Source organism: Gloeobacter kilaueensis JS1, from assembly GCF_000484535.1.
In the GTDB taxonomy this organism is placed as follows: domain Bacteria; phylum Cyanobacteriota; class Cyanobacteriia; order Gloeobacterales; family Gloeobacteraceae; genus Gloeobacter; species Gloeobacter kilaueensis.
Genome location: NC_022600.1, coordinates 251,232 through 269,232, shown reverse-complemented (window position 1 = coordinate 269,232; position 18,001 = coordinate 251,232). Strand labels below are relative to the sequence as shown.

20 protein-coding genes are annotated in these 18,001 nt (G+C 61.0%); 6 read left to right on the top strand and 14 right to left on the bottom strand.

The features are described 5' to 3' along the window. Nucleotides 1-68: 68 nt before the first annotated feature. Nucleotides 69-1,103, bottom strand: a complete 1,035-nt coding sequence (locus GKIL_RS01150; RefSeq protein WP_023171497.1) for a Uma2 family endonuclease — start codon at nucleotides 1,101-1,103, stop codon at nucleotides 69-71. Nucleotides 1,104-1,225: 122 nt separating this feature from the next. On the opposite strand from GKIL_RS01150, the gene GKIL_RS01145 reads away from it, so the two are divergent. After that, nucleotides 1,226-1,960, top strand: coding sequence for a phycocyanobilin:ferredoxin oxidoreductase (locus GKIL_RS01145; RefSeq protein WP_023171496.1), 735 nt, complete (start codon nucleotides 1,226-1,228; stop codon nucleotides 1,958-1,960). A 24-nt stretch (nucleotides 1,961-1,984) separates the two neighbouring features. Here the strand turns inward: GKIL_RS01145 and GKIL_RS24420 are convergent, their stop codons facing one another. Beyond that, on the bottom strand, nucleotides 1,985-3,190 hold the full coding sequence (locus GKIL_RS24420; protein ID WP_023171495.1) for a hypothetical protein: 1,206 nt from the start codon (nucleotides 3,188-3,190) through the stop codon (nucleotides 1,985-1,987). 129 nt (nucleotides 3,191-3,319) lie between these two features. On the opposite strand from GKIL_RS24420, the gene GKIL_RS01140 reads away from it, so the two are divergent. Then, a complete protein-coding gene (locus GKIL_RS01140) occupies nucleotides 3,320-4,936 on the top strand; it encodes a B12-binding domain-containing radical SAM protein (protein ID WP_023171494.1) in 1,617 nt (538 codons plus the stop codon). Here the strand turns inward: GKIL_RS01140 and GKIL_RS01135 are convergent. Genes GKIL_RS01135 through GKIL_RS01125 form a run of 3 tightly spaced genes read right to left on the bottom strand, consistent with a single transcriptional unit; the run spans nucleotide 4,914 to nucleotide 7,817 of the window. Next, nucleotides 4,914-6,422: a mercuric reductase gene (locus tag GKIL_RS01135; RefSeq protein WP_023171493.1), complete on the bottom strand. Its 1,509-nt coding sequence runs from the start codon at nucleotides 6,420-6,422 to the stop codon at nucleotides 4,914-4,916. The genes GKIL_RS01140 and GKIL_RS01135 overlap by 23 nt on opposite strands. Before the next feature lie 10 nt (nucleotides 6,423-6,432). After that, the gene (locus tag GKIL_RS22055; RefSeq protein WP_023171492.1) at nucleotides 6,433-7,089 is read right to left on the bottom strand and encodes a class I SAM-dependent methyltransferase; all 657 of its coding nucleotides are present in this window, start codon (nucleotides 7,087-7,089) and stop codon (nucleotides 6,433-6,435) included. Then, nucleotides 7,086-7,817 (bottom strand): TIGR04283 family arsenosugar biosynthesis glycosyltransferase, encoded by a 732-nt coding sequence (locus GKIL_RS01125; protein ID WP_144080449.1) that lies wholly within the window; start codon nucleotides 7,815-7,817, stop codon nucleotides 7,086-7,088. The genes GKIL_RS22055 and GKIL_RS01125 overlap by 4 nt, the downstream gene beginning before the upstream one ends. 10 nt (nucleotides 7,818-7,827) lie before the next feature. On the opposite strand from GKIL_RS01125, the gene GKIL_RS01120 reads away from it, so the two are divergent. Continuing rightward, the gene (locus GKIL_RS01120; protein ID WP_051382576.1) at nucleotides 7,828-8,466 is read left to right on the top strand and encodes a TIGR04282 family arsenosugar biosynthesis glycosyltransferase; all 639 of its coding nucleotides are present in this window, start codon (nucleotides 7,828-7,830) and stop codon (nucleotides 8,464-8,466) included. A 484-nt stretch (nucleotides 8,467-8,950) separates the two neighbouring features. Here GKIL_RS01120 and GKIL_RS25130 read toward each other — a convergent pair whose 3' ends face one another. The 9 genes from GKIL_RS25130 to GKIL_RS01075 form a co-directional block, all read right to left on the bottom strand. Then, nucleotides 8,951-9,106 carry a hypothetical protein gene (locus GKIL_RS25130; RefSeq protein ID WP_023171488.1) on the bottom strand — a complete coding sequence of 52 codons (156 nt, stop codon included), beginning with the start codon at nucleotides 9,104-9,106 and terminating at the stop codon, nucleotides 8,951-8,953. Nucleotides 9,107-9,120: 14 nt separating this feature from the next. Continuing rightward, on the bottom strand, nucleotides 9,121-9,705 hold the full coding sequence (locus GKIL_RS01110; RefSeq protein WP_023171487.1) for a pentapeptide repeat-containing protein: 585 nt from the start codon (nucleotides 9,703-9,705) through the stop codon (nucleotides 9,121-9,123). Between the two features lie 6 nt (nucleotides 9,706-9,711). Further along, nucleotides 9,712-11,070 carry a DICT sensory domain-containing protein gene (locus GKIL_RS01105; RefSeq protein WP_023171486.1) on the bottom strand — a complete coding sequence of 453 codons (1,359 nt, stop codon included), beginning with the start codon at nucleotides 11,068-11,070 and terminating at the stop codon, nucleotides 9,712-9,714. Between the two features lie 77 nt (nucleotides 11,071-11,147). Continuing rightward, nucleotides 11,148-11,549: a VOC family protein gene (locus GKIL_RS01100; protein ID WP_023171485.1), complete on the bottom strand. Its 402-nt coding sequence runs from the start codon at nucleotides 11,547-11,549 to the stop codon at nucleotides 11,148-11,150. A 99-nt stretch (nucleotides 11,550-11,648) separates the two neighbouring features. Beyond that, complete coding sequence (locus tag GKIL_RS01095; protein ID WP_023171483.1) at nucleotides 11,649-11,867, bottom strand: hypothetical protein; 219 nt, start codon at nucleotides 11,865-11,867, stop codon at nucleotides 11,649-11,651. A 274-nt stretch (nucleotides 11,868-12,141) separates the two neighbouring features. After that, nucleotides 12,142-13,344 carry an aminotransferase class V-fold PLP-dependent enzyme gene (locus GKIL_RS01090; protein WP_023171482.1) on the bottom strand — a complete coding sequence of 401 codons (1,203 nt, stop codon included), beginning with the start codon at nucleotides 13,342-13,344 and terminating at the stop codon, nucleotides 12,142-12,144. Then, a complete protein-coding gene (lepB, locus tag GKIL_RS01085; RefSeq protein WP_023171481.1) occupies nucleotides 13,341-13,907 on the bottom strand; it encodes a signal peptidase I in 567 nt (188 codons plus the stop codon). The genes GKIL_RS01090 and lepB overlap by 4 nt, the downstream gene beginning before the upstream one ends. 20 nt (nucleotides 13,908-13,927) lie before the next feature. After that, nucleotides 13,928-14,908 carry a c-type cytochrome biogenesis protein CcsB gene (gene ccsB / locus GKIL_RS01080; protein WP_023171480.1) on the bottom strand — a complete coding sequence of 327 codons (981 nt, stop codon included), beginning with the start codon at nucleotides 14,906-14,908 and terminating at the stop codon, nucleotides 13,928-13,930. 3 nt (nucleotides 14,909-14,911) lie between these two features. Next, complete coding sequence (locus GKIL_RS01075; protein ID WP_023171479.1) at nucleotides 14,912-16,294, bottom strand: cytochrome c biogenesis protein; 1,383 nt, start codon at nucleotides 16,292-16,294, stop codon at nucleotides 14,912-14,914. A 142-nt stretch (nucleotides 16,295-16,436) separates the two neighbouring features. Here GKIL_RS01075 and GKIL_RS01070 point away from each other — a divergent pair, with 142 nt between their 5' ends. Genes GKIL_RS01070 through GKIL_RS01060 form a run of 3 tightly spaced genes read left to right on the top strand, consistent with a single transcriptional unit; the run spans nucleotide 16,437 to nucleotide 18,001 of the window. Next, on the top strand, nucleotides 16,437-17,072 hold the full coding sequence (locus GKIL_RS01070) for a DUF2301 domain-containing membrane protein (protein ID WP_023171478.1): 636 nt from the start codon (nucleotides 16,437-16,439) through the stop codon (nucleotides 17,070-17,072). Continuing rightward, on the top strand, nucleotides 17,065-17,394 hold the full coding sequence (locus GKIL_RS01065) for a hypothetical protein (RefSeq protein WP_023171477.1): 330 nt from the start codon (nucleotides 17,065-17,067) through the stop codon (nucleotides 17,392-17,394). Before GKIL_RS01070 ends, GKIL_RS01065 begins: the two co-directional genes overlap by 8 nt. Continuing rightward, nucleotides 17,384-18,001 (top strand): DNA-3-methyladenine glycosylase family protein, encoded by a 618-nt coding sequence (locus tag GKIL_RS01060; protein WP_023171476.1) that lies wholly within the window; start codon nucleotides 17,384-17,386, stop codon nucleotides 17,999-18,001. The genes GKIL_RS01065 and GKIL_RS01060 overlap by 11 nt, the downstream gene beginning before the upstream one ends.

Here is an 18,001-nt window from a genome sequence, read left to right as displayed (position 1 = left end):
CGCAAAGATCAAGTTCCCCCGGATGAATTACTTCCTTCGGAGGAGTGACCGCTCTATGCTGCCAGGTGCTATAGCGCGCGGGACCAGAGCTGATCGATGCGAATCTGCCAGCCTGGCAACAGTTCCGGCAACTGCAGCATCTGTTCGCCCTGGAGGAGAACCGGGGCTTTTTGGGGAGCAAAGATCCTGACAGTCTCGCCCTCTGAATCGATAAGCAGGCCATAGCGAACGCCCAGCTCGAATAGCAGCTGCAGTTTGGCGCTCAATACAGCCACCGACTGAGCGCGATCGGCCTGCGGCTCGGCCACCAGCACCGCCAGGTCCGGTAGACGATAGCGGCCACCGGCCCGGCGCTCGCGCCCAAAATAGAGCACATCGACCATCAGCACATCGCTGCCTGCATAGATCGGAGCGTTGCTCGCCACGCTGCCCAGCTTGTGCGCTTCGACAAAGCTGAGCAGAGCTGCGATGAGCCGGGCGCGGACTTCTCCTGCTGCCAGTTCCGGCGGTGAACTGATAACCTCACCGGGGACGGGCACCGGCGCATGGAACACGGTAAGCGTCTCGGAGACTGCCCCATCGTCGATGCGCTCGTTGCCCAGGTTCTTCACAGCAGCCGGGACACCCGTTCCGCTACCGAAGGCCCGCATCAGCACCAGCGAACGTTCCTCGAATTCGCGCAGATCGACGCCAAAGTGCCGGAAGACGCTCGCCGCCCCGCCGCCCCGCTTGCCTGCAAACAAACATTCGCGCACCAATCCGAAGAAGATGTGACAGGTGTCGATGTGAGAGTGCTTGAGTTGCTCGGTCTGGTCGTAGGCGATCTCCCAGGCGTAGCGCGCCCTCGGGGTAAAGGGCATCTCCTTGGGGATCAAGCCCGGTCCCCGGCCTATCATCCGCTCGATGAGCTGGCGCGTCTCCGGCAGGACTATGCCTTTTTCGACCAGAAAGCGGGCTTCTTCACTGCTGCCTTCTACCAGTAACCCGAGCAGCAGATGTTCGGTACTGACAAACTGGTAGCCCAGTCCCTGGGCCTCCTCGCGAGCCGCATCGAGCACCCGCCGCGCCCGCTCGGTAAATTCACCCGAGAGCGTCCCGAACATAGATGAAGTTTCAGGCATAATCCTTCAAGATAAGAAGAACAGAGCTTACTAGCGAACAGGCTGCCCCAATTCTAGGCCCAGCCGGCAGCGAGATGTCAGAATGCAACCGGAGTTTACGACCGATGGCGATGGAAGCGAAGACGATCAAACCCCTGCACCCGCTGGTCAGCTCACTGGCTGATCTGCTGGTTTCAACCTGGGGGGCGTACCTGCAGCTGGAACCTTACCATCTGCCAGCCGATCTCGGTTTCGTCGAGGGCCAGCTCGAAGGCGACCGGCTGACGATCGCCAACCGCTGCTATCAAAGCCGTGTCTTTCGCAAGTTGCACCTGGAGCTGGCCACCGTCGGCAGCGATCTCGATATTTTGCACTGCGTCATGTACCCCCGTCCGCAGTACGAATTGCCGATCCTGGGCACCGACATCGTCGCCAACTCCCACGTCGTGAGTGCCGCGATCATCGACCTCACCCCCGTGCGCGGTCCGCTGGGCGAGCCGTACCTCTCAGGACTCAAACCCGCATACCAGCGCCGCAATGGCTTTAGCGAACTGCGCAATCTGCCCCCCTGGGGAACGATCTTCTCGCCGCGCTGCCTGTTTACGCGCCTGGTCAACCAGTCGGAAGCCGATCTATTTATCGAGATTTCCCAGGCGTACCTGCGCTTTTATTGCGAGCAGGCCAATCAAGCTGAACCAGTGAGCGCCGAAATAGAAGCTGAGATTCGTTCTGGCCATCGCCACTACAGCGAGCAACAACAAAAAAACGACAAGACCCGCCGCATCCTGGTCAAAGCTTTTGGCGAAGACTGGGCAGAGCGCTACATGGGCACAGTTCTCTTCGACCTGCCGGATGAGTAGCTATCTATCCTGTCCCTTAATACTTCAAGGTGCAATTGTTAGAAGGTAGTTGCTGTTATTTATGCCAGCATTAACTTGAATATAGTAAGTACCAGCAGGTGCAACAGGCAAACTACCTGTCGTGCCGCTCGAGGCAGATGGGTTTAGACCGAAGCCCAGCAATCTTTCATTTTGTTGAAGCTGACCGTCGCTATTTCGATCTTGATACAAACCTATATCAATGTACCTAGACGTTTTAGAAAGTGAAATGGAAAAGTTCTTCCTGGCTCTAGATAGTTGAAAACGATAAACACTAACTGGGTGAGTTTGCCCAACATACCCAGTAATCTTCACGGTTCGTCCCAAGGTTCCTAGATTCAAAGCAGTTTCAGGATCCGCACCAGGAGCGGCGGTGGATGCAGGCCGGGAGGTTGCAGACAGTGTCAACTGGTAATTAGAATTACTAGAACCATGATCAACCAGTATGTAATAAGGGCCTGCTTCGAGAGCCGTTGAAGAAGAAAGATTATTGCGATCAATAAAAAGCAGCCTTTCTTGCTGCTGATACTGCCCATCGTTGTTTGAATCCCGAAAGAGTAGTGCTGAAATATAGGTACTCAAGGCGTTCAAACCCGAGAACGTCATCGTAAAATTATCGAGGTTGGTTTCAGCAGTAAAGCGATAAAAACTGAGAGGATGGGTTTTTCCAACAAAACCTGTTACCTTTGTTACTCCAGAGAATTTACCCAAATCCAGAGCGGATGCTAACTCTTGACCGGGTGTTTCTGCCGGTACAGCAGGTCTGGGAACACCTGTCAGAGTAATTTGATAGTTTGTTCTCCCGCTGCTGCTATTAGTAACAATGTAATAAGTTCCGGCCTCGAGATCAGAGGTAATTGATGGATTGTTCCTATCCCATTGAAAGAGGATTTCTTCCTGTTGGAGTCGTCCATCGTTGTTTGTGTCTTGAAAAAGTTCTGCCATTATGAACTCGGTTGCATCAGAGAGTGTGATTGTGACTTGATTGGTATTGGTAGGCAAGCTGAACTGCCAGAGATTGGTGCGCCCATATCCAACATTTCCTCGAAAACGCTTAGGGGCAGTAATGTCCCCCATGTTAAATGCCTGCCCAAGCGAAAGATCATTACTCTGCGCTTTCAATGAAAGTGGTTGAAGAAGCTGCAGACTCATGGCTAAACCAACAGCCAAGGCTCTTTTTAGAACAAAAGCAGATTTTGACGTCGTTAACATCTGGGAAACCTGCACGCTCAGGACTCAAACAGTATCCTTCGCTGCCAAATTATTTGTCAAGCGCTCTTGCAAGACTTTTCACCTTTGGCTCTACGAGGACTCGCTACCGACCGATGCTAGGATCTTGGGGTGTTCGCCGATGAAATTCGCCTCTTTGATCTGCCGGCTGGAGACGCGGACGCGGTTCCGGTCATCTTTGCCTTTCCAAATACTTACGAAATCGGGATCACGAGCCTTGGCTACCAGGTGGTCTGGCGGCTGCTGGCGAGTTGTCCGGGCGTCGAGGTGGCGCGACTTTTTACCGATATTCACGAAACGCTGCCGGCCCGGCCAGAGTTGTTTGGCTTTTCTTTTTCATGGGAACTGGACTACGACAATGTGCTCGCTCTATTAGAAAAGCAGCGCATTCCTGTCTGGGCAGCGGAGCGCGAGGAAGAGCACCCGCTCGTCTTCGGCGGTGGCCCCGTTTTTACGGCCAATCCGGAACCGTTTGCCCTCTTTTTTGATTTTTTCTTGCTCGGAGATGGCGAGGAGCTGATTGCCGAGGTAATTGCCGCTTATCAGCAGGTGCGCACCGCCTCGCGCCGGCAAAAGTTACTGCGCCTCGCCCAGATTCCGGGCGTCTACGTGCCTGCTTTTTATGAGGGGGATTATCGGGAGGGCGAAGCGCGGATCGAGCCAGTTGTAGAGGGAATTCCAGCCACCCTTGAGCGGCGCACCTTTCGGGGCGGGCAACTGTCGCACTCGGCAGTGGTGACCGAGCGCTGCGCCTGGCCGGGCATCTTTATGGTCGAGGTGGCGCGCTCCTGCCCGGAGATGTGCCGCTTTTGTCTGGCGAGTTATCTGACGCTGCCTTTTCGGAGCGCAAATGTCGAAACCGGACTGTTGCCTGCGATCGAAAAGGGATTGCAGGTGACCAACCGCCTCGGCCTGTTGGGAGCGTCCGTTACCCAGCATCCGCAGTTTGCCCAGATCATCGACTATCTGGCCCGCCCGGAACACGCCGATGTGCGGCTCAGCGTCTCCTCGGTGCGCACCAACACCCTCAGCCCCCAGTTCTGCCGCACCCTGGCCGCACGCGGCAGCCAGTCGGTGACGATTGCGATCGAAAGTGGCTCCGAGCGCCTGCGCCGGATCGTGAATAAAAAGCTCAGCAACGACGAAATCTTTAGCGCCGCTGCCACCGCGTCCGCTGCCGGGCTGCAGGGGTTGAAGCTCTACGGCATGTGCGGCGTTCCAGGCGAAATCCAGAGCGACCTCGACGCGACGGCGGAACTGCTGGTTCGGCTTAAAAAGCAAAATCCGCGCCTGCGCCTCAGCTTTGGCTGCAGCACCTTTGTGCCCAAGGCCCACACGCCTTTTCAGCGCTACGGCGTCGATCCAAAAGCAGAAAAAAAACTACAGTCGCTGCAAAAAGCCCTCCGGCCCCAGGGCATCGACTTTCGGCCCGAGAGCTACAACTGGTCGGTAATCCAGGCGCTCCTTTCGCGGGGAGACAGGCGCGTTGCCCAGGTGCTGGAGCGCACCCGCCACTACGGCAGCACCCTGGGGAGTTTTCGCCGCGCCTTCAAAGATTTCAAAGGCCAGCTGCCGCCCCTCGATTACTACGTCCACGCCCAGTGGCCGGACGGCGCAACGCTGCCCTGGCAGCACCTGCGCACGGGTTTGAGCGAGTCGCTGCTGGACCGCCATCTCGATCAGGCGCGCTCTGAAATGCCGGTTCTCACCGGCGGCGCAGCCAGCTGAGCCAACCCCCGGTCAGCTTGCGGAAGCGCTGCAGGCGCTCCATGCTGTACAGATCCGCCAGCTTGCGGATCACCTCCCCCTGGGTGGGGTAGGGATGGATCACCTTTGCCAGATATCCCAGACCCCGGCCCGCTACCATCGCCAGGGTGATTTCGCTAATCATCTCACCGGCCTCGCGGGCGACGATCGTCGCTCCCAGGATGCGGTCGCTGCCCTGGTGCAGGTGAACCTGGGCGAAGCCCGCCACCTCGCCGTCGGTGAGAGCCCGATCCGCCTCTTCTAGCGGGACGCGCAGGGTCTGGATGGCATAACCCTGCTCCAGTGCCTCCTGGTACGGCAGGCCGACGCTCGCAACCTGCGGGTCGGTGTAGGTGCAGCGGGGGATGACAAGCCTGCTCAGCCGTTGCCGTCCCAAAAACAGGGCGTTCTGGATGGCGATGCGGGCCGTGGCGTCGGCGAGATGGGTAAATTTTTGGGCGAGGCAGACATCGCCGCAGGCGTAGATGCGCGGGTTCGTCGTGCGCAGAAAATCGTCTACTTTCACACCCTCACGGTCGTAGTCCACCCCTGCCGCTTCCAGATCGAGCGCTTCGACGTTCGGGGTGCGGCCAGCCCCGACCAGGATCGCATCTACTGTCACCTGGGCCGTACCCGCTCTTGTGCGGTAGTGAATTACCCTGCCATCTGCTGTCCGCTCCACCCGCAGAATCTCACAGCCCGGAAGCAGGCGGATGCCCTCCTGCTCAAAGGTTTCCTCGATGATCTGGGCTGCCTCAGCCGCCTCGCGATCGAGCAGGCGACTTCGACGATGCAACAGCACAACCTGGGAACCCAGGCGCGCAAATGCCTGGGCCAGCTCACAGCCAAGCGGACCGCCGCCAATCACTGCCAGGCGCTCGGGCCGCTCCCGCAGTGAAAAGACCGTTTCGCTCGTGAGAAAGCCCGCCTCCGCCAGTCCCTCAATCCTGGGTCTGACGGGCCGCGCCCCGGTGGCGACGATGGCCTTTTGAAAGCGCAGTTGGACCGCGCCGACCTGCACGGCCTCCGGGCCGGTAAAGCGCGCTTCACCCAAAAAGACATCCGCTCCCCAATCGCGGAAGCGCGCAGCGGCGTCGTGGGGGCTAATCTCGGCTCTCACCCGCCGCAGCCGCTCCATGACCGCAGCAAAATCGACCGTACTCCCCGCCGGTACCTTCACTCCGTACTGGTGGGCGTCGCGCACATCGGCGGCGGCGCGGGCGGCTCGAATCAGCGTCTTGGAGGGCACACAGCCGGTATTCAGGCAATCGCCGCCCAGCAAGTCCCGCTCGACGAGGGCGACTTTGCCCCCCAGGAGAGCGGTGCCGCCCGCCGCCACCAGCCCGGCGGTCCCACCACCGATGACTACGAGGTTGTAGCGGTCGGCGGGCGCGGGGTTCACCCAGTCGGGCGGATGGACATTGGCGATTAGCGCCCGATCGTAGGTATCTATCGGCGGTTCCAGCACAGCGCATTCCTCAATCGGTACATAGACGGGCCACCCAGCAGGCGTTGGCAAAATGGCCTTCACTCCAATCAAGTAGGGGCGCAACGGGCAGGGGCGGGAACTGCACCGCCGGCAACAACTTCTCCAGACGCCAGCCCGCCGCCCGGCTCTGTTGTTCGAGCCGCGTCGCACTGAAGAACTGTCCCTGGTAATACGGATGGGTACTGAAGGGCCGAAAAAGCTGCTGCTGCCACTGCCAGAGGCTGTGTTCGGCAAGCACGATCACAACTGCCCAGGCGTTCGACTGGCTCACCCGCCGCAGTTCGGCCAGAGCCCTTACCGGGTCGGCCACAAATTCCAGGACGTTGCTGCAGAGCAGTCGCTCAAATGGTCCCGGCTCGAAGGGCAACTGTTCGATCGGGGCTACGGTGAACTGGCCCTGGGGAACGCGCTGCTGCGCCTGCTTCACAAGCCCAGCGTCCGGATCGATCCCCTGCACCCGTGCGCCCGCTTCTACCAGCCGCTCGCTGTAGTGGCCCGCTCCACAACCGGCGTCGAGTACTTGTATTCCAGCCAGCGGTTCGAGCAGTTCTCGGGCCACCTGCCAGCAGCGCTCCAGGTAGCGCCCGCCAAGGGGCCCCCTATACCAGTCCTCCAGATCGGCGAAGCCCAAACCGCCCGTCGTCATCGAATATCCCGGTAGAACGTCTGCAGGTACGCCGGTGAGACGCCTATGCCCCATAAAAAACCGATCGCCATGTAGATTGCCGTCGCCTTGATCGATCCCCAGCGGGCCACCCGCCGGTCCGAACTCTGGACGATCCGATTGATCTGGCGGATGCGGCCAAAGCGCACCAGCTTCAGGCACAGATCCGCCTCCTCCAGGATCGCAATCTGGGGATCGAAGCCACCAGCGGCCCAAAAATCGGCGCGGCGGCAAAAAATCACCTGATCCCCAAACAGCAGACGCAATCCCCGCCAGAACAGCAGCGGGCGAAAAAGCAGCGGCGCGTAGTACGTCTTTAAGTAGTTGTGCAGCGATATGCCCCAGCGCGTGCTCTCAGCTCCCACCATCAGGGAAATAAAGCCGGCGCAGGCGACGCGCCTGTCTTTAAGCGTCGCCTCGATCACCGCCACCAGATCGTCCGGTACCCAGGTGTCGGCGTGCAAAAAGCAAAGAATTTCGCCGCTCGCCGCCTCCGCTCCAGCGTTCATCTGAATCGAGCGGCCCCGGCCACAGCCAGTAATCACCTCCACCCCGGCCTGCCGGGCAAGGGCTGGGGTGCCGTCGCTGCTGCCGCCATCGACCACCAGCACCTCATAAGCGGGCGGTTCGAGCCATTGCAACACTCGCAACGTCCGCTCCAGACAACGGGCCTCGTTTAAGACAGGAATAATGATGGAGACGCCGGACACATCGCCAACCATGATCGCCATCCTCATTATGGCCAAGGCTCCCGAGGCGGGCCGGGTGAAGACGCGGCTGTGTCCGCCGCTCACTCCAATGCAGGCCGCCTGTCTGCACGAGGCGCTGCTGCTGGACACCCTCACCCTCGTGCGCGCCCTGCCTGCCCATCGCTACCTCGCCTACAGCGGCCCGCGCCTCTGGTTCGATCGCCACTGTCCAGAGGATGTGTGCCTGTTCGAGCAGCAGGGCGTAGACCTGGCAGAACGGCTCGACCGCGCTGTGCGCTTCGTGCTGAGTCAACATCGTCCACTGCTGTGCATCGGCTCCGACAGCCCCCATCTGGGCAGCGCCTATCTTCGCAAGGCCGCAGAACGGCTCGTAGAGCACCCGGTCGTCCTTGGCCCTGCCCTCGACGGCGGCTATTGTCTGGTGGGCCTCAACACCTACCAGCCCCTCTTTATCGATATGCCGATGTCCACCGATCAGTTACTGACAAAAACCCTCGACCGCTGCCGGGCGCTAGACTTGAGCGCCGGACTGTTGCCCATGCAGGGCGACTTTGATACCTGGGCAGACGTAGAAAACCTGCGCTCCAAGTTAGACGACGGCCACACCCTGCGGCTATTGGAAGTTTGGGATACACCACCAAAATTGTAAGCCGGGGGGCTGGGGGCCCCTTATGGTCCGACCTTTATCTGCTGGTGAAATTGTGCTGGCTTCTCTGGATACGGTGCTGAATACCGGCCAGGATTTGTTTTAAGTAGACGAAGCTAAATAAGCAGCAGGTTTTGGGCTGGAGTTTGAGTACTTCTAAAACCGTCCCCACCCCTCCACACCCCCCCTGCCCCCCGCTCTCCTCCCCTGCCCCCGCTGGGCAGGGAAGAAGAGGGGGGGTTCACTGTAACTGGGCTGCAGGGGGGATAAGCGAGGACAATCACGGAGTCTGGCAGGAGCAGCGGCAGGCGGGATGGGTGAAGTCAGTTGCAGGCTCGTCTTGTTTTTCTTTTGCTACAAGGGACGTAGGGCTGCTTGGAGCTGACATTTAATGGCCTTCGTCTACTTAGCGCTTCTCTTTCAAAAATAAAGTCGATATCCTGGGTGTTGCGGCCATCGATGTAGCTGAGCAGAGCTACCCCGCCCACTAAAAGATAAGATAGTTGATCCGGCGCTCAGTAAGAATCTCAAAAAGCGCTTCCACAGCCTGGGGCAATTGCTCGGGATCAGGAGTTCCCTCCCGCCAGTTCTTCATGTCGAAAAGAACCCCATTTTTGATAATCTCGCCGATCGGGGTTTTCATCTTCAATGCCCCGGTCAATCTGCCTGACCGTCGAGCAGGGTGCCGATCAAGCAGGCATCCTGCCAGATGGCGCTATGGGTATCGGTGCCGGTGAGAACCGCGCAGAGCAGATTGGCATTGCTGAAGTTGGTGGCGGCGATGAGGGCGTGGGCAAGGTTCGCTTCTTCGAGATTCGCCCCCTCCAGGTCTGCGCCGCTCAGATCGCTGTTGGTCAGATCGGCTCCCGCCAGGTTGGCACCGCTGAGGCGTGCTCCGCGCAGATCGGCTCCTGTCAGGTCTGCGCCGCTTAGATCGACGCCCACCAGGCTGGCTCCGGCCAGATTCGCCCCGCTGAGAGTCGCCTGCCGGAGCGTGGCACTCATCAGGTTCGCCCCCCGCAGGTTGGCGGCGCGCAGGTCGGCCTCTACCAGATTCGCCCCGACCAGGTTCGCTCCCCACAGTTCGCAGCGCAGGACAGCCTGGGCCAGGTTGGCTCCGGCCAGATTCGCCCCGGCCAGGTTGAGCTGATCGAGCACGACCCCAGCGAGATCGGTGCCGTCAAGGTTGGCTCCGCGCAGATCCTGCCACTGTCCTGCTTTGATCTGTTCTAGATTGTCCATGCTGCCTCACGAAGCGCTGGTGGACGGAGCATCGGTGGCCAGTAACAGCCACTGGCTGGTGCTCACCTGGGGCCGGCCCGGCTCGATCAAGATGCCTGCCTGCATCAGGCGCACGAGATTGGCCAGGTGCTCCAGAAGCTGCGGATCCCAGCGCGAACCGGCTCCAGCTTCGCACAGGGCGAGGGCTTCGGCGGGCGTGCAGGCGGGCCTCTCGCCGCGCGGCACCAGCCATTCTTGAAAGTAGCTCACCAGCCCCAGGATGCGCGATTCGAGCGGAATCTCCTCGCCTGCCAGGTGTTCGGGTGCGCCGCTGCCGTCCCACCACTCGCACTGGTGTTCGACGATGCGGGCGACGGTGCGCAGCTCGTTCATCGATCGCAACAGCTCGCAACCGAACTGGGCGGCCTGGGCAAAAGCCTGGTAAGTGGCGGGGCTATCGGGGTCGATGAGGGTCGCCGGGATCTCCGAGAGGCCGATGCGGTGCAGCAGGGCGGCAAGGCGAAGCCGTCTCAGGCGGCCAAAGGGCAGGTGCATGAGCTGCCCGAGGGTTTCGACCAGGTTGCTTACCTGCAGCGAGGCATCCGGATTGCTCGGATCGCCTGCGTCGATGCGCTGAGCCATGCGCAAAAAAGCCTGCAGACGATTGGCGGTGAGGTTGCCTCCAAGCCGGTCAGAGCCTGCTTCCCAGACCGGAGCGGCGGGCTTGCTCAGGTTGATGAGTTGTTGCTGGCTGGTCTGCAGGTAGGTGACGACGCGGGCGACCACGCCGCTCAGATCGGTGCGCGTCGCCGCCGGTTCACGGACAATCGCCTCCGCCTGGGCCTTCAGCCGCTCACTTAAATCCGGATCGTAGCTGCGGACGTGTTCGAGGACGATCCGGACCGCCTGCAGCACCAGCGGTTCCTCGAAGGTCCAGAAACCGTAGAATTTGCGCTCCAGATCCTGCTGGGGCAGGTTGCCCTCGCCGTAGTCGCGATCGGAGAGTTCCTGGCACATCACCATCGCCGCATAATTGGGGGCAAGAATCAGCAGGTGCCACTCCGCCGCGACCGGGTCCGCTTCGTCGAGCGACAGCTGCAGCAGGTTGGCGGGGTTGTCCGGCTGCAGGAACCCGGCGTCCGGCACTGCCATGATCAAGATTTCGCGGCTGTGCTGGGCAATCTGCCGGTAGCGCTTGGCCTCCTGGGCGTACCACTTGCCGCGCTGAAAGGCAGTGAGCACCAGCGGCGGGCTGCCGCAACTGAGGATGTGATCTTCGAGGGCGTGGCAGAGGGCGACCAGGGTGTTCTTGTAATAGACGCCAAAGGAGGGCGGGTCCGCGCCCAGTTGCTCGCGCAATTGATAGAGGATCGACCCTTTGAGCATTGTCCCTCCGAGCATTTGCTGGATCGGGAAGTGAGTGCCGCGATCCCAGCCTGTGCTCAATTATGTCCGAAAAACGCTCAGGCGCAGCCGAGCAGATGGGCCGCTTCTGGGGTGCGGGGGGCAAGAAACTCGAACGTATTGCCGTCGAGATCCCGCGCGTAAAACGAACTGGTGCCGTCGCGGTGGGCATGGATGGTCGTGGTCGTCGCTCCCTGGGCCTTGAGCTGGGCGAAGTACTGCTCAAGGGCCGCCTCGTCGTCGAGCACAAAGCCGAAGTGCGGCCCGGCGGCGGCATACTTGGGGCCAAGCAGCGCCAGACCGTCGCTGCCTGCCTTGACGAAGGCCCAGTCGTCGTCCTGCCAGGCCACTTCCATGCCGAGGGCGGTATAAAATTTGACCGCCCGCTCGACATCCTGCACACACACGGCGATGTGGCCCAATCGCGTCAGACGGGTACGCGGCGGAGTGGCAGAGGTCATAGCGAGTGCTCCTTCAAATGGGCGTTTGTTTCCAGGATAGCCCGCCCCTGGTATCGCTCACCAGAGAAACGATTGCAAGCGCAACCGCCGCGCCTACTGCTAAGTAAGCTGCGGCAGGTTCAAACAGGTGTGCCGTCCGTCGGTATAGCCGATCGCATAGGTAATTTCGACAGTTTGGCGCACCAGTTGCACAACCTTAAGAGCAATCATCTGATCGAGAGATTCGGTCGCCTCCAACCACAGGCGCTCAAAACTGGTCTGCAAAAGCTCCGGCGCGTGGATCGGCCTGTTGTCAGAAAAAGTTTCTGGAGTAAACATTTTTAATGGTCCTCCTACGAGAGTCGCAAATGGGGATCACCTACTCTCCTCACCCTCTTACGCTGGGCAACTCTCCTACACCAAATCTAAAAAGCTCGGGATCGAGCGGAGCCTTATTACTTCTATTGTAGAAAAAAGATGCCCGATTGAGATAAAAATGTTTCTCCATCCCCGGATGTATCTTTTATAAAAAATGACAGGACTCGTTGAAAAATTTTGCCAATGTTACCGTTTTTGCGGTTTTCTATCTTTGGTTGCCAGCCCCAGGTTCGAGTCAATCAGCCGGGCCATAGTCGGCGTCTATCAAGTCAGAAAGCGCTTCACAAAAGCGTTCGACTTCTGCCTCGGTGTTGTAGTAGTGGACGGAGGCGCGCACCAGATTGCCCAGTCCCCGCGCCTCAGAATCGAGCAGCGTCGAGTGGCTGTCGCTGACGCTGGCATTGATGCCCTGGGCCCGCAGGCGGCGCTTGATGGTCTCGGCGGCGATGCCCGCCACCTGAAAGCTGACGATGCCGCAGCGCCTCCGCCCCAGGTCCATCACCTCGACGCGCCGGATCGCCCCAAGGCCATTGCGCAGTCTGGCTGCCAGCGCGCCGATCCGCTCTGCAATAGCCTCTATGCCCCAACTCGCCGCGTAATCAGCCGCCACCCCGAGGCCAATTTTAAGCGCAGCGTTCGACTCCCAGCTCTCGAAGCGGCGGGCATCGGGGCGGACGGTGTAAGTGTCGGCGCTCGTCCAGCGCGCAGCGCGCAGGTCGAGAAAAGGGGGCTCAAGGGTCGCACAAAGCCCGGCGCGCACGTAGAGAAAGCCCGTTCCCCGAGGAGCGCGCAGGTACTTGCGGCCCGTAGCCGACAGCAGATCGCAGCCTATGTGCTCGACGTCGATGGGGAGTTGTCCCACCGACTGGCAGGCGTCGAGCAGATAGAGCACCCCGGCCTTGCGGGCCACCGCACCGACGGCGGCGGCGGGGTTGACGAGGCCGCCGTTGGTCGGGACGTGGGTGAGGGCGATGAGCCGCGTGCGCTCGTCGATCGCCCGTTCGAGGGCCGCAATCGCGATCTGGCCGTCCGCGTCGTTGGGGATGACCTCGATCACCGCGCCGGTGCGCCGAGCCACCTGCAAGAGGGCGATATAGTTGCTCGCGTACTCCGAGACGCCGGTGAGAATGCGCTCTCCCGGTGCGAAGCGCAGCGCGTAGAAGGCCATGTCCCAGGCGCGGGTGGCGTTCTCGACGATCGCCACTTCTTCTGAGCTGCACCCGATAAGCCCCGCGACCGCGCCGTAGGTGTGCTCGATCGCCTCGCGGCTCTCGTCCGCTGCCTCGTAGCCGCCGATCGCCGCCTCCCGCTGCTGGTGGGCGCTGACGGCCCATAGCACCGGCTCAGGCAACAGCGCTGCCCCGGCGTTGTTGAAGTGCAGGACGTTGGCGCAGCCGGGGGTCTCCCGGCGGGCGCGCTCGACGTCGATCCTGTTCAAGAGATCGGGCCGATGCGTTCAGGAGGCCAGAAGCGAAACAGCGCCCGGCCAATCACGTTCTCGCGGGGCAAAAAGCCCCACAGGTGCGAGTCGTAGCTGTTGTTGCGGTTGTCGCCCATCACGAAATATTCGCCAGGAGGCACCCGGCGGGCGGGCATCTCGTAGCTGGGGGGTGCCGCGATGTAGGACTCGCTGAGCGGCTGGCCATTGACGATCACCCGGCCATTGTGGACGGCGATCGTATCGCCCGGTAGACCAATCACCCGCTTGATGAACGCCTGTTCGATGTGGGTGCTGCGGGGCGGCATGAAGACGATCACCTGGCCGCGATCGGGCCTTTGAAATTCATAGCTGAGCTTTTCGACGATGAGCCGGTCATCGACCTGCAGCGTCGGCAGCATCGAGCCGGAAGGAATGTAGCGCGCTTCGGCGACGAAGGAACGAATAAAAAGCGCCAGCAGAACGGCGAGGGCGACGGTCTGGACATTCTGCCGCTGGCTTTTAAGCCAGCCAGGCAGGGCGAAGGGGACCGGTCGTTGCTCGGTGGAATTGGGACTCGTCACGCGCCACTCCCGTGCGGAAACTACTTGCCAAACAGCCAGCCGTAGCTGTGCAGCCCCTGGGCCAGAAAGTTGACGCCCAGGTAGGTAATCCAGACCGAGATAAAGCCTACCGACGCCAGAAACGCCGGTTGTCGCCCCTGCCAGCCTCGGGTGATCCGTGCGTGCAGGTAAGCGGCAAAGATAAACCAGGTGATGAGCGACCAGGTTTCTTTGGGATCCCAGCTCCAGTAAGAACCCCAGGCTTCGTTGGCCCAGACCGCCCCGGCGATGATACCGACGGTGAGCAGCGGAAAACCGAGGCCAATCAGCCGGTAACTGACGTTGTCGAGGGTTTCAGCCAGGCTCGATCGGCGCAGTCCCGCGTCCGTTACCGGCGCACCGGCCAGAACGGCGGTGCCGTCGCCGGTGGTGCTGAAGCTGACCGCCGCCGTATACTCAGCTTTTTGAAAACCGCCGGTGCCTACCGAGCTGCCCCTTAGCTCAAGATCTTTTTGCTTCCAGGTGACGATCAAGTAGGCGATCGAGGTGAGCGAACCCACCAGCAGCGCGCCATAGCTCAAGATCATCACACTCACGTGCATCATCAACCAGTTGGACTTGAGCGCCGGCACCAGCGGCCCGCCCAGCTTCATCGCCGCCGGCAGATAAAAAGAAGAGAAGGAGACCATGCCGAGGGCGACCGGCAGGGTGAACACGCCCACCAATCGCTGGCGGGCGAAGCTCTCGGCGAATAGATGCATGGTGAGCACGCACCAGCACAGAAAAAACAGCGACTCGTAGAGGTTGCTCACCGGAAAATGGCCCGTCTCGATCCAGCGGGCGGTGAGCAATCCGGTAACGCTCAGCATTCCGACCGCCGCCGCTCCCGTCCCCAATTCGTGCAACAGCGGCACGCGCCGAAAAGCGGCGCTCAACCAGTAGAGGGCGGTGGCCACCATCAAAGCGGCAAAGGCAACGTTGTCGAGGAGAACCTGGATGCTGACCAGCTGGCTTGTATTCATCTATTACTCCTGGGCAGGGGATAAGGTGCCCGGTGCGAGCGGGATGGCTGGAGACTGGGCGGCATTTACCAGACGGACCAGTTCGCGCTCGAAGCTGAGCTGGGCCCGGTTGGTGCGCCCGGCAACGTGCAGGCGGCCATCCTGGTAGATGGCCCAGACCTGCGAATGGCTAAGATAGCTCATCGCCAGAGCGATCATCAGCAGTCCAAAACCGGTGTACACCAGGGGAATGCCGGGGTCGGCCTTGATCTGGATGCCGGTCTGGCCGACCAGTTGCTCGACGACCAGGCGCTGGCCCAGCACTGTGACGGGCCTTCCGACCCTGGCCGGGGCGATGCCCTCCCGGATCGGTTCACCGCTGCGGGCGTTGAAGGGCAACAGCATCAGGCTGCCCTGCAGGCCCCGCGTCACTACCTGCAGCGCCACCCGGCCCTGACGGTCAAAAGGAATCGCCCGGCCCCAGGCTTCTTGATTGTTGGGCGCTTTGACCGGCACGAGGTCGATGGCAATGAGGGGGCTGTCGTTGACGCGCAATTTGAGGGCACCGACCGCCCAACTGGCCTGATAGAGGGTGACGCCGTCGTAGACGAGCGGGTCGTTGACGGAGATTGTCTTGCGCTTGAGTTCTTTGCCGGTCGGGCTCAGGACCGAGAGGTCGGAGTGGAACTGCTCCACCGAACCGTCGGGACGGTAGTCGATCCAGAAGCGGTTTACCCGCACCTTCCAGTCGGGCGTGCGGGCCAGCGACAGGCGCGAACGATCGACGTCGATCAGATCGAAGCTCTGGCCGGGCATCGCCTGCCTCTGGGTCTTGAAGCCGCCAAAGGCACCCACCAGGGCACCGGCCATGATCAAAAGCAGGCTGGCGTGGACGACGATCGGGCCGACCCGGCCTACCACGCCCTTGTGGGCATAGAGCAGGCCGTCTTGCTCGTGGACCTTGTAGCGGGCGGCGCGCAACTGCTCGGCTAAAAGGCCATTGCCCTCAGCCGGAAAGACCGTGCGCAGGGCGAACTTGGTGAGCTGGCGGGGTTCTGTATAAAACTTCCAGTTGCGCGCCGACTTGAGCATCGGCAGCTGGCGGCGGAAGGTGCAGGTGGTGAGATTGGCGGCTAGTAGCAGCAACAGCGCGACAAACCACCAGCTGCGGTAGACATCGTTCAGGCCCAACCCGAGCAAAAAGCGCCAGGTGACAAAGCCCCAGACCACCGGTCCCTGACCTGCCTCCGGATAATTTTGCTGATAAAAGCCGAGCGATTCGCCCTGGGGGATGACAGTACCGGTGATGCTCGCAGCAGCGATAGCCAAAAAGAGCACAATTGCCAGCTTCACAGAACCCAGCCAGGCTGCAAGTTCCCGCCGCATCTCCCGCCAGAGGGCTGTCATAGAGACCGTCTTTCCCTGTTCATCCTTTACATTTTATCTTCCTCCATCGGTACGCCCAGTGACAGACCGTCTGCCCACCCGCTATAGATTGAGCTGTCAAGAAAGCTAGAATTGCGGTGCGAACGTTCACCTGGCGCGGACTATGACCGTCGATACTGCCTCGGAAGTGTTTACTGGCCGCTTTGGCACCTATCAGATCACCGTTGCCGACCGCCGGGGTGTGCTCACCTATCGGCTGGCCCTGCTGGCGATGGCGATAAGCTTCACCCTTGCAGGAATTGCGGTGATCGCGGGCGGCTCGCCGTGGCTGGTCAGTGCGCTGTTTGCCCTCTTTGCCGCCGCTCTGGCCGTCGCCCTCTTTACCATCCACATCTACATGCTTGCCCTGCATCGGGCGCTGTGGGCGCTGTGGGCGGTGGGGGTGGCCGCGAGCGTCGCCCTTTCGTTTGCGCTCGGGGCTCCGATCGCCCAACTGGTAGCGGCCAATCCGCTCACGGTCCTTGCTCCTGGGTTCGTCTTCGCCGCCCTCACCGGTATCTGCATCAAAGAATCGTTCTGCTTTGGCTGGTGGGAGACGGCGCTGGTCGCCTTCTGCCTGCCTGTACTCATCCTCGGCTATCTGGGCGGAATGCTGGCACCGGCAGTTGGGACGGGCCTTTTTGCCGCCTGCGCCCTGGCGCTGTTGCTCGTGACGATTCGCAAATTTTTCTACCCGGTGCCCGGCGACATCGGCGACAAGACGATCCACGCCTACGTGCGCGGGGAGAATCATGGCTGAGACTCCCTGGTGGCTCGAAGAGTGGTGCAGGCAGAACGGCTACAGCGAGCCGTGCTGGGTCGATGAACCGGATCAGGTGCTCGGTGGCCGCTGGTGGGCCTTTCCGCCCCAGGGCGTGATGCCGTTGCCGGTCGATCCGCTGGGCATCGGCGAGGCGTTCAAGACGATCGACCGGGTGATGGACAGCTTCGAGCAGGGCGTCGATGAGGTGTTAGGCCAGGTCGATCTCCACTTCAGCCCAATCGTCGAGCAGATCGAGGACACCTGCGAATCGGTCTTCAAAGCCTGGGGACTGGATCGGATCTTTGTCGATGACGAGTAGCACTGCGAGCGCGCTCATCGAAGCCGTCCACCACCTCAAGGCGGCGGACCCGGTGCTGGCCGGGGTGATCGAGCGGGTCGGCGAGTGTCAGCTTACCGTGCGCAATACAGGAACGCACTTCGATGCGATCGTACGGGCGATCGTCTATCAGCAGCTTTCCGGCAAAGCCGCCGCCACGATCCACCGGCGCTTAGAAGCGCTCTACGGCGGTCCACCGCTGCCGGCCCAACTGGCCGCGAGCGAAGAAGCCCAACTGCGCAGCGTCGGTCTTTCTCGCCAGAAGCTCTCCTACCTCAAGCACTTCGCAGCGCTGGTCGAATCCGAGCAACTGTCGATCGAAGCGCTCGACGGGCTCGAAGACCAGGCGATCATCGAGGCGCTCACCCAGGTGCGGGGCATCGGGCGCTGGACGGCCCAGATGTTTTTGCTCTTTCGGCTCGGACGGCTCAACGTCTTACCCGAAGCGGATCTGGGCGTCCAAAAAGGCATCCAGCTGGCCTACGGCCTGGAGAAGCTGCCCACGCCCAAACAGGTGATTGCCATCGCTGAACCGTGGCATCCCTTTTGCAGTGTGGCGAGCTGGTACTTCTGGCGCAGCCTCGACTGA

Bases quoted from the DNA above. Each gene is read 5' to 3' on its own strand.
- GKIL_RS01150 (WP_023171497.1), bottom strand. From the start codon at position 1,103: ATGTTCGGGACGCTCTCGGGTGAATTTACCGAGCGGGCGCGGCGGGTG.
- GKIL_RS01145 (WP_023171496.1), top strand. From the start codon at position 1,226: ATGGCGATGGAAGCGAAGACGATCAAACCCCTGCACCCGCTGGTCAGC.
- GKIL_RS24420 (WP_023171495.1), bottom strand. From the start codon at position 3,190: ATGTTAACGACGTCAAAATCTGCTTTTGTTCTAAAAAGAGCCTTGGCT.
- GKIL_RS22055 (WP_023171492.1), bottom strand. From the start codon at position 7,089: ATGACGACGGGCGGTTTGGGCTTCGCCGATCTGGAGGACTGGTATAGG.
- GKIL_RS01120 (WP_051382576.1), top strand. From the start codon at position 7,828: ATGATCGCCATCCTCATTATGGCCAAGGCTCCCGAGGCGGGCCGGGTG.
- GKIL_RS25130 (WP_023171488.1), bottom strand. From the start codon at position 9,106: ATGAAAACCCCGATCGGCGAGATTATCAAAAATGGGGTTCTTTTCGAC.
- GKIL_RS01110 (WP_023171487.1), bottom strand. From the start codon at position 9,705: ATGGACAATCTAGAACAGATCAAAGCAGGACAGTGGCAGGATCTGCGC.
- GKIL_RS01105 (WP_023171486.1), bottom strand. From the start codon at position 11,070: ATGCTCAAAGGGTCGATCCTCTATCAATTGCGCGAGCAACTGGGCGCG.
- GKIL_RS01100 (WP_023171485.1), bottom strand. From the start codon at position 11,549: ATGACCTCTGCCACTCCGCCGCGTACCCGTCTGACGCGATTGGGCCAC.
- GKIL_RS01095 (WP_023171483.1), bottom strand. From the start codon at position 11,867: ATGTTTACTCCAGAAACTTTTTCTGACAACAGGCCGATCCACGCGCCG.
- ccsB (WP_023171480.1), bottom strand. From the start codon at position 14,908: ATGAATACAAGCCAGCTGGTCAGCATCCAGGTTCTCCTCGACAACGTT.
- GKIL_RS01075 (WP_023171479.1), bottom strand. From the start codon at position 16,294: ATGACAGCCCTCTGGCGGGAGATGCGGCGGGAACTTGCAGCCTGGCTG.
- GKIL_RS01070 (WP_023171478.1), top strand. From the start codon at position 16,437: ATGACCGTCGATACTGCCTCGGAAGTGTTTACTGGCCGCTTTGGCACC.
- GKIL_RS01065 (WP_023171477.1), top strand. From the start codon at position 17,065: ATGGCTGAGACTCCCTGGTGGCTCGAAGAGTGGTGCAGGCAGAACGGC.
- GKIL_RS01060 (WP_023171476.1), top strand. From the start codon at position 17,384: ATGACGAGTAGCACTGCGAGCGCGCTCATCGAAGCCGTCCACCACCTC.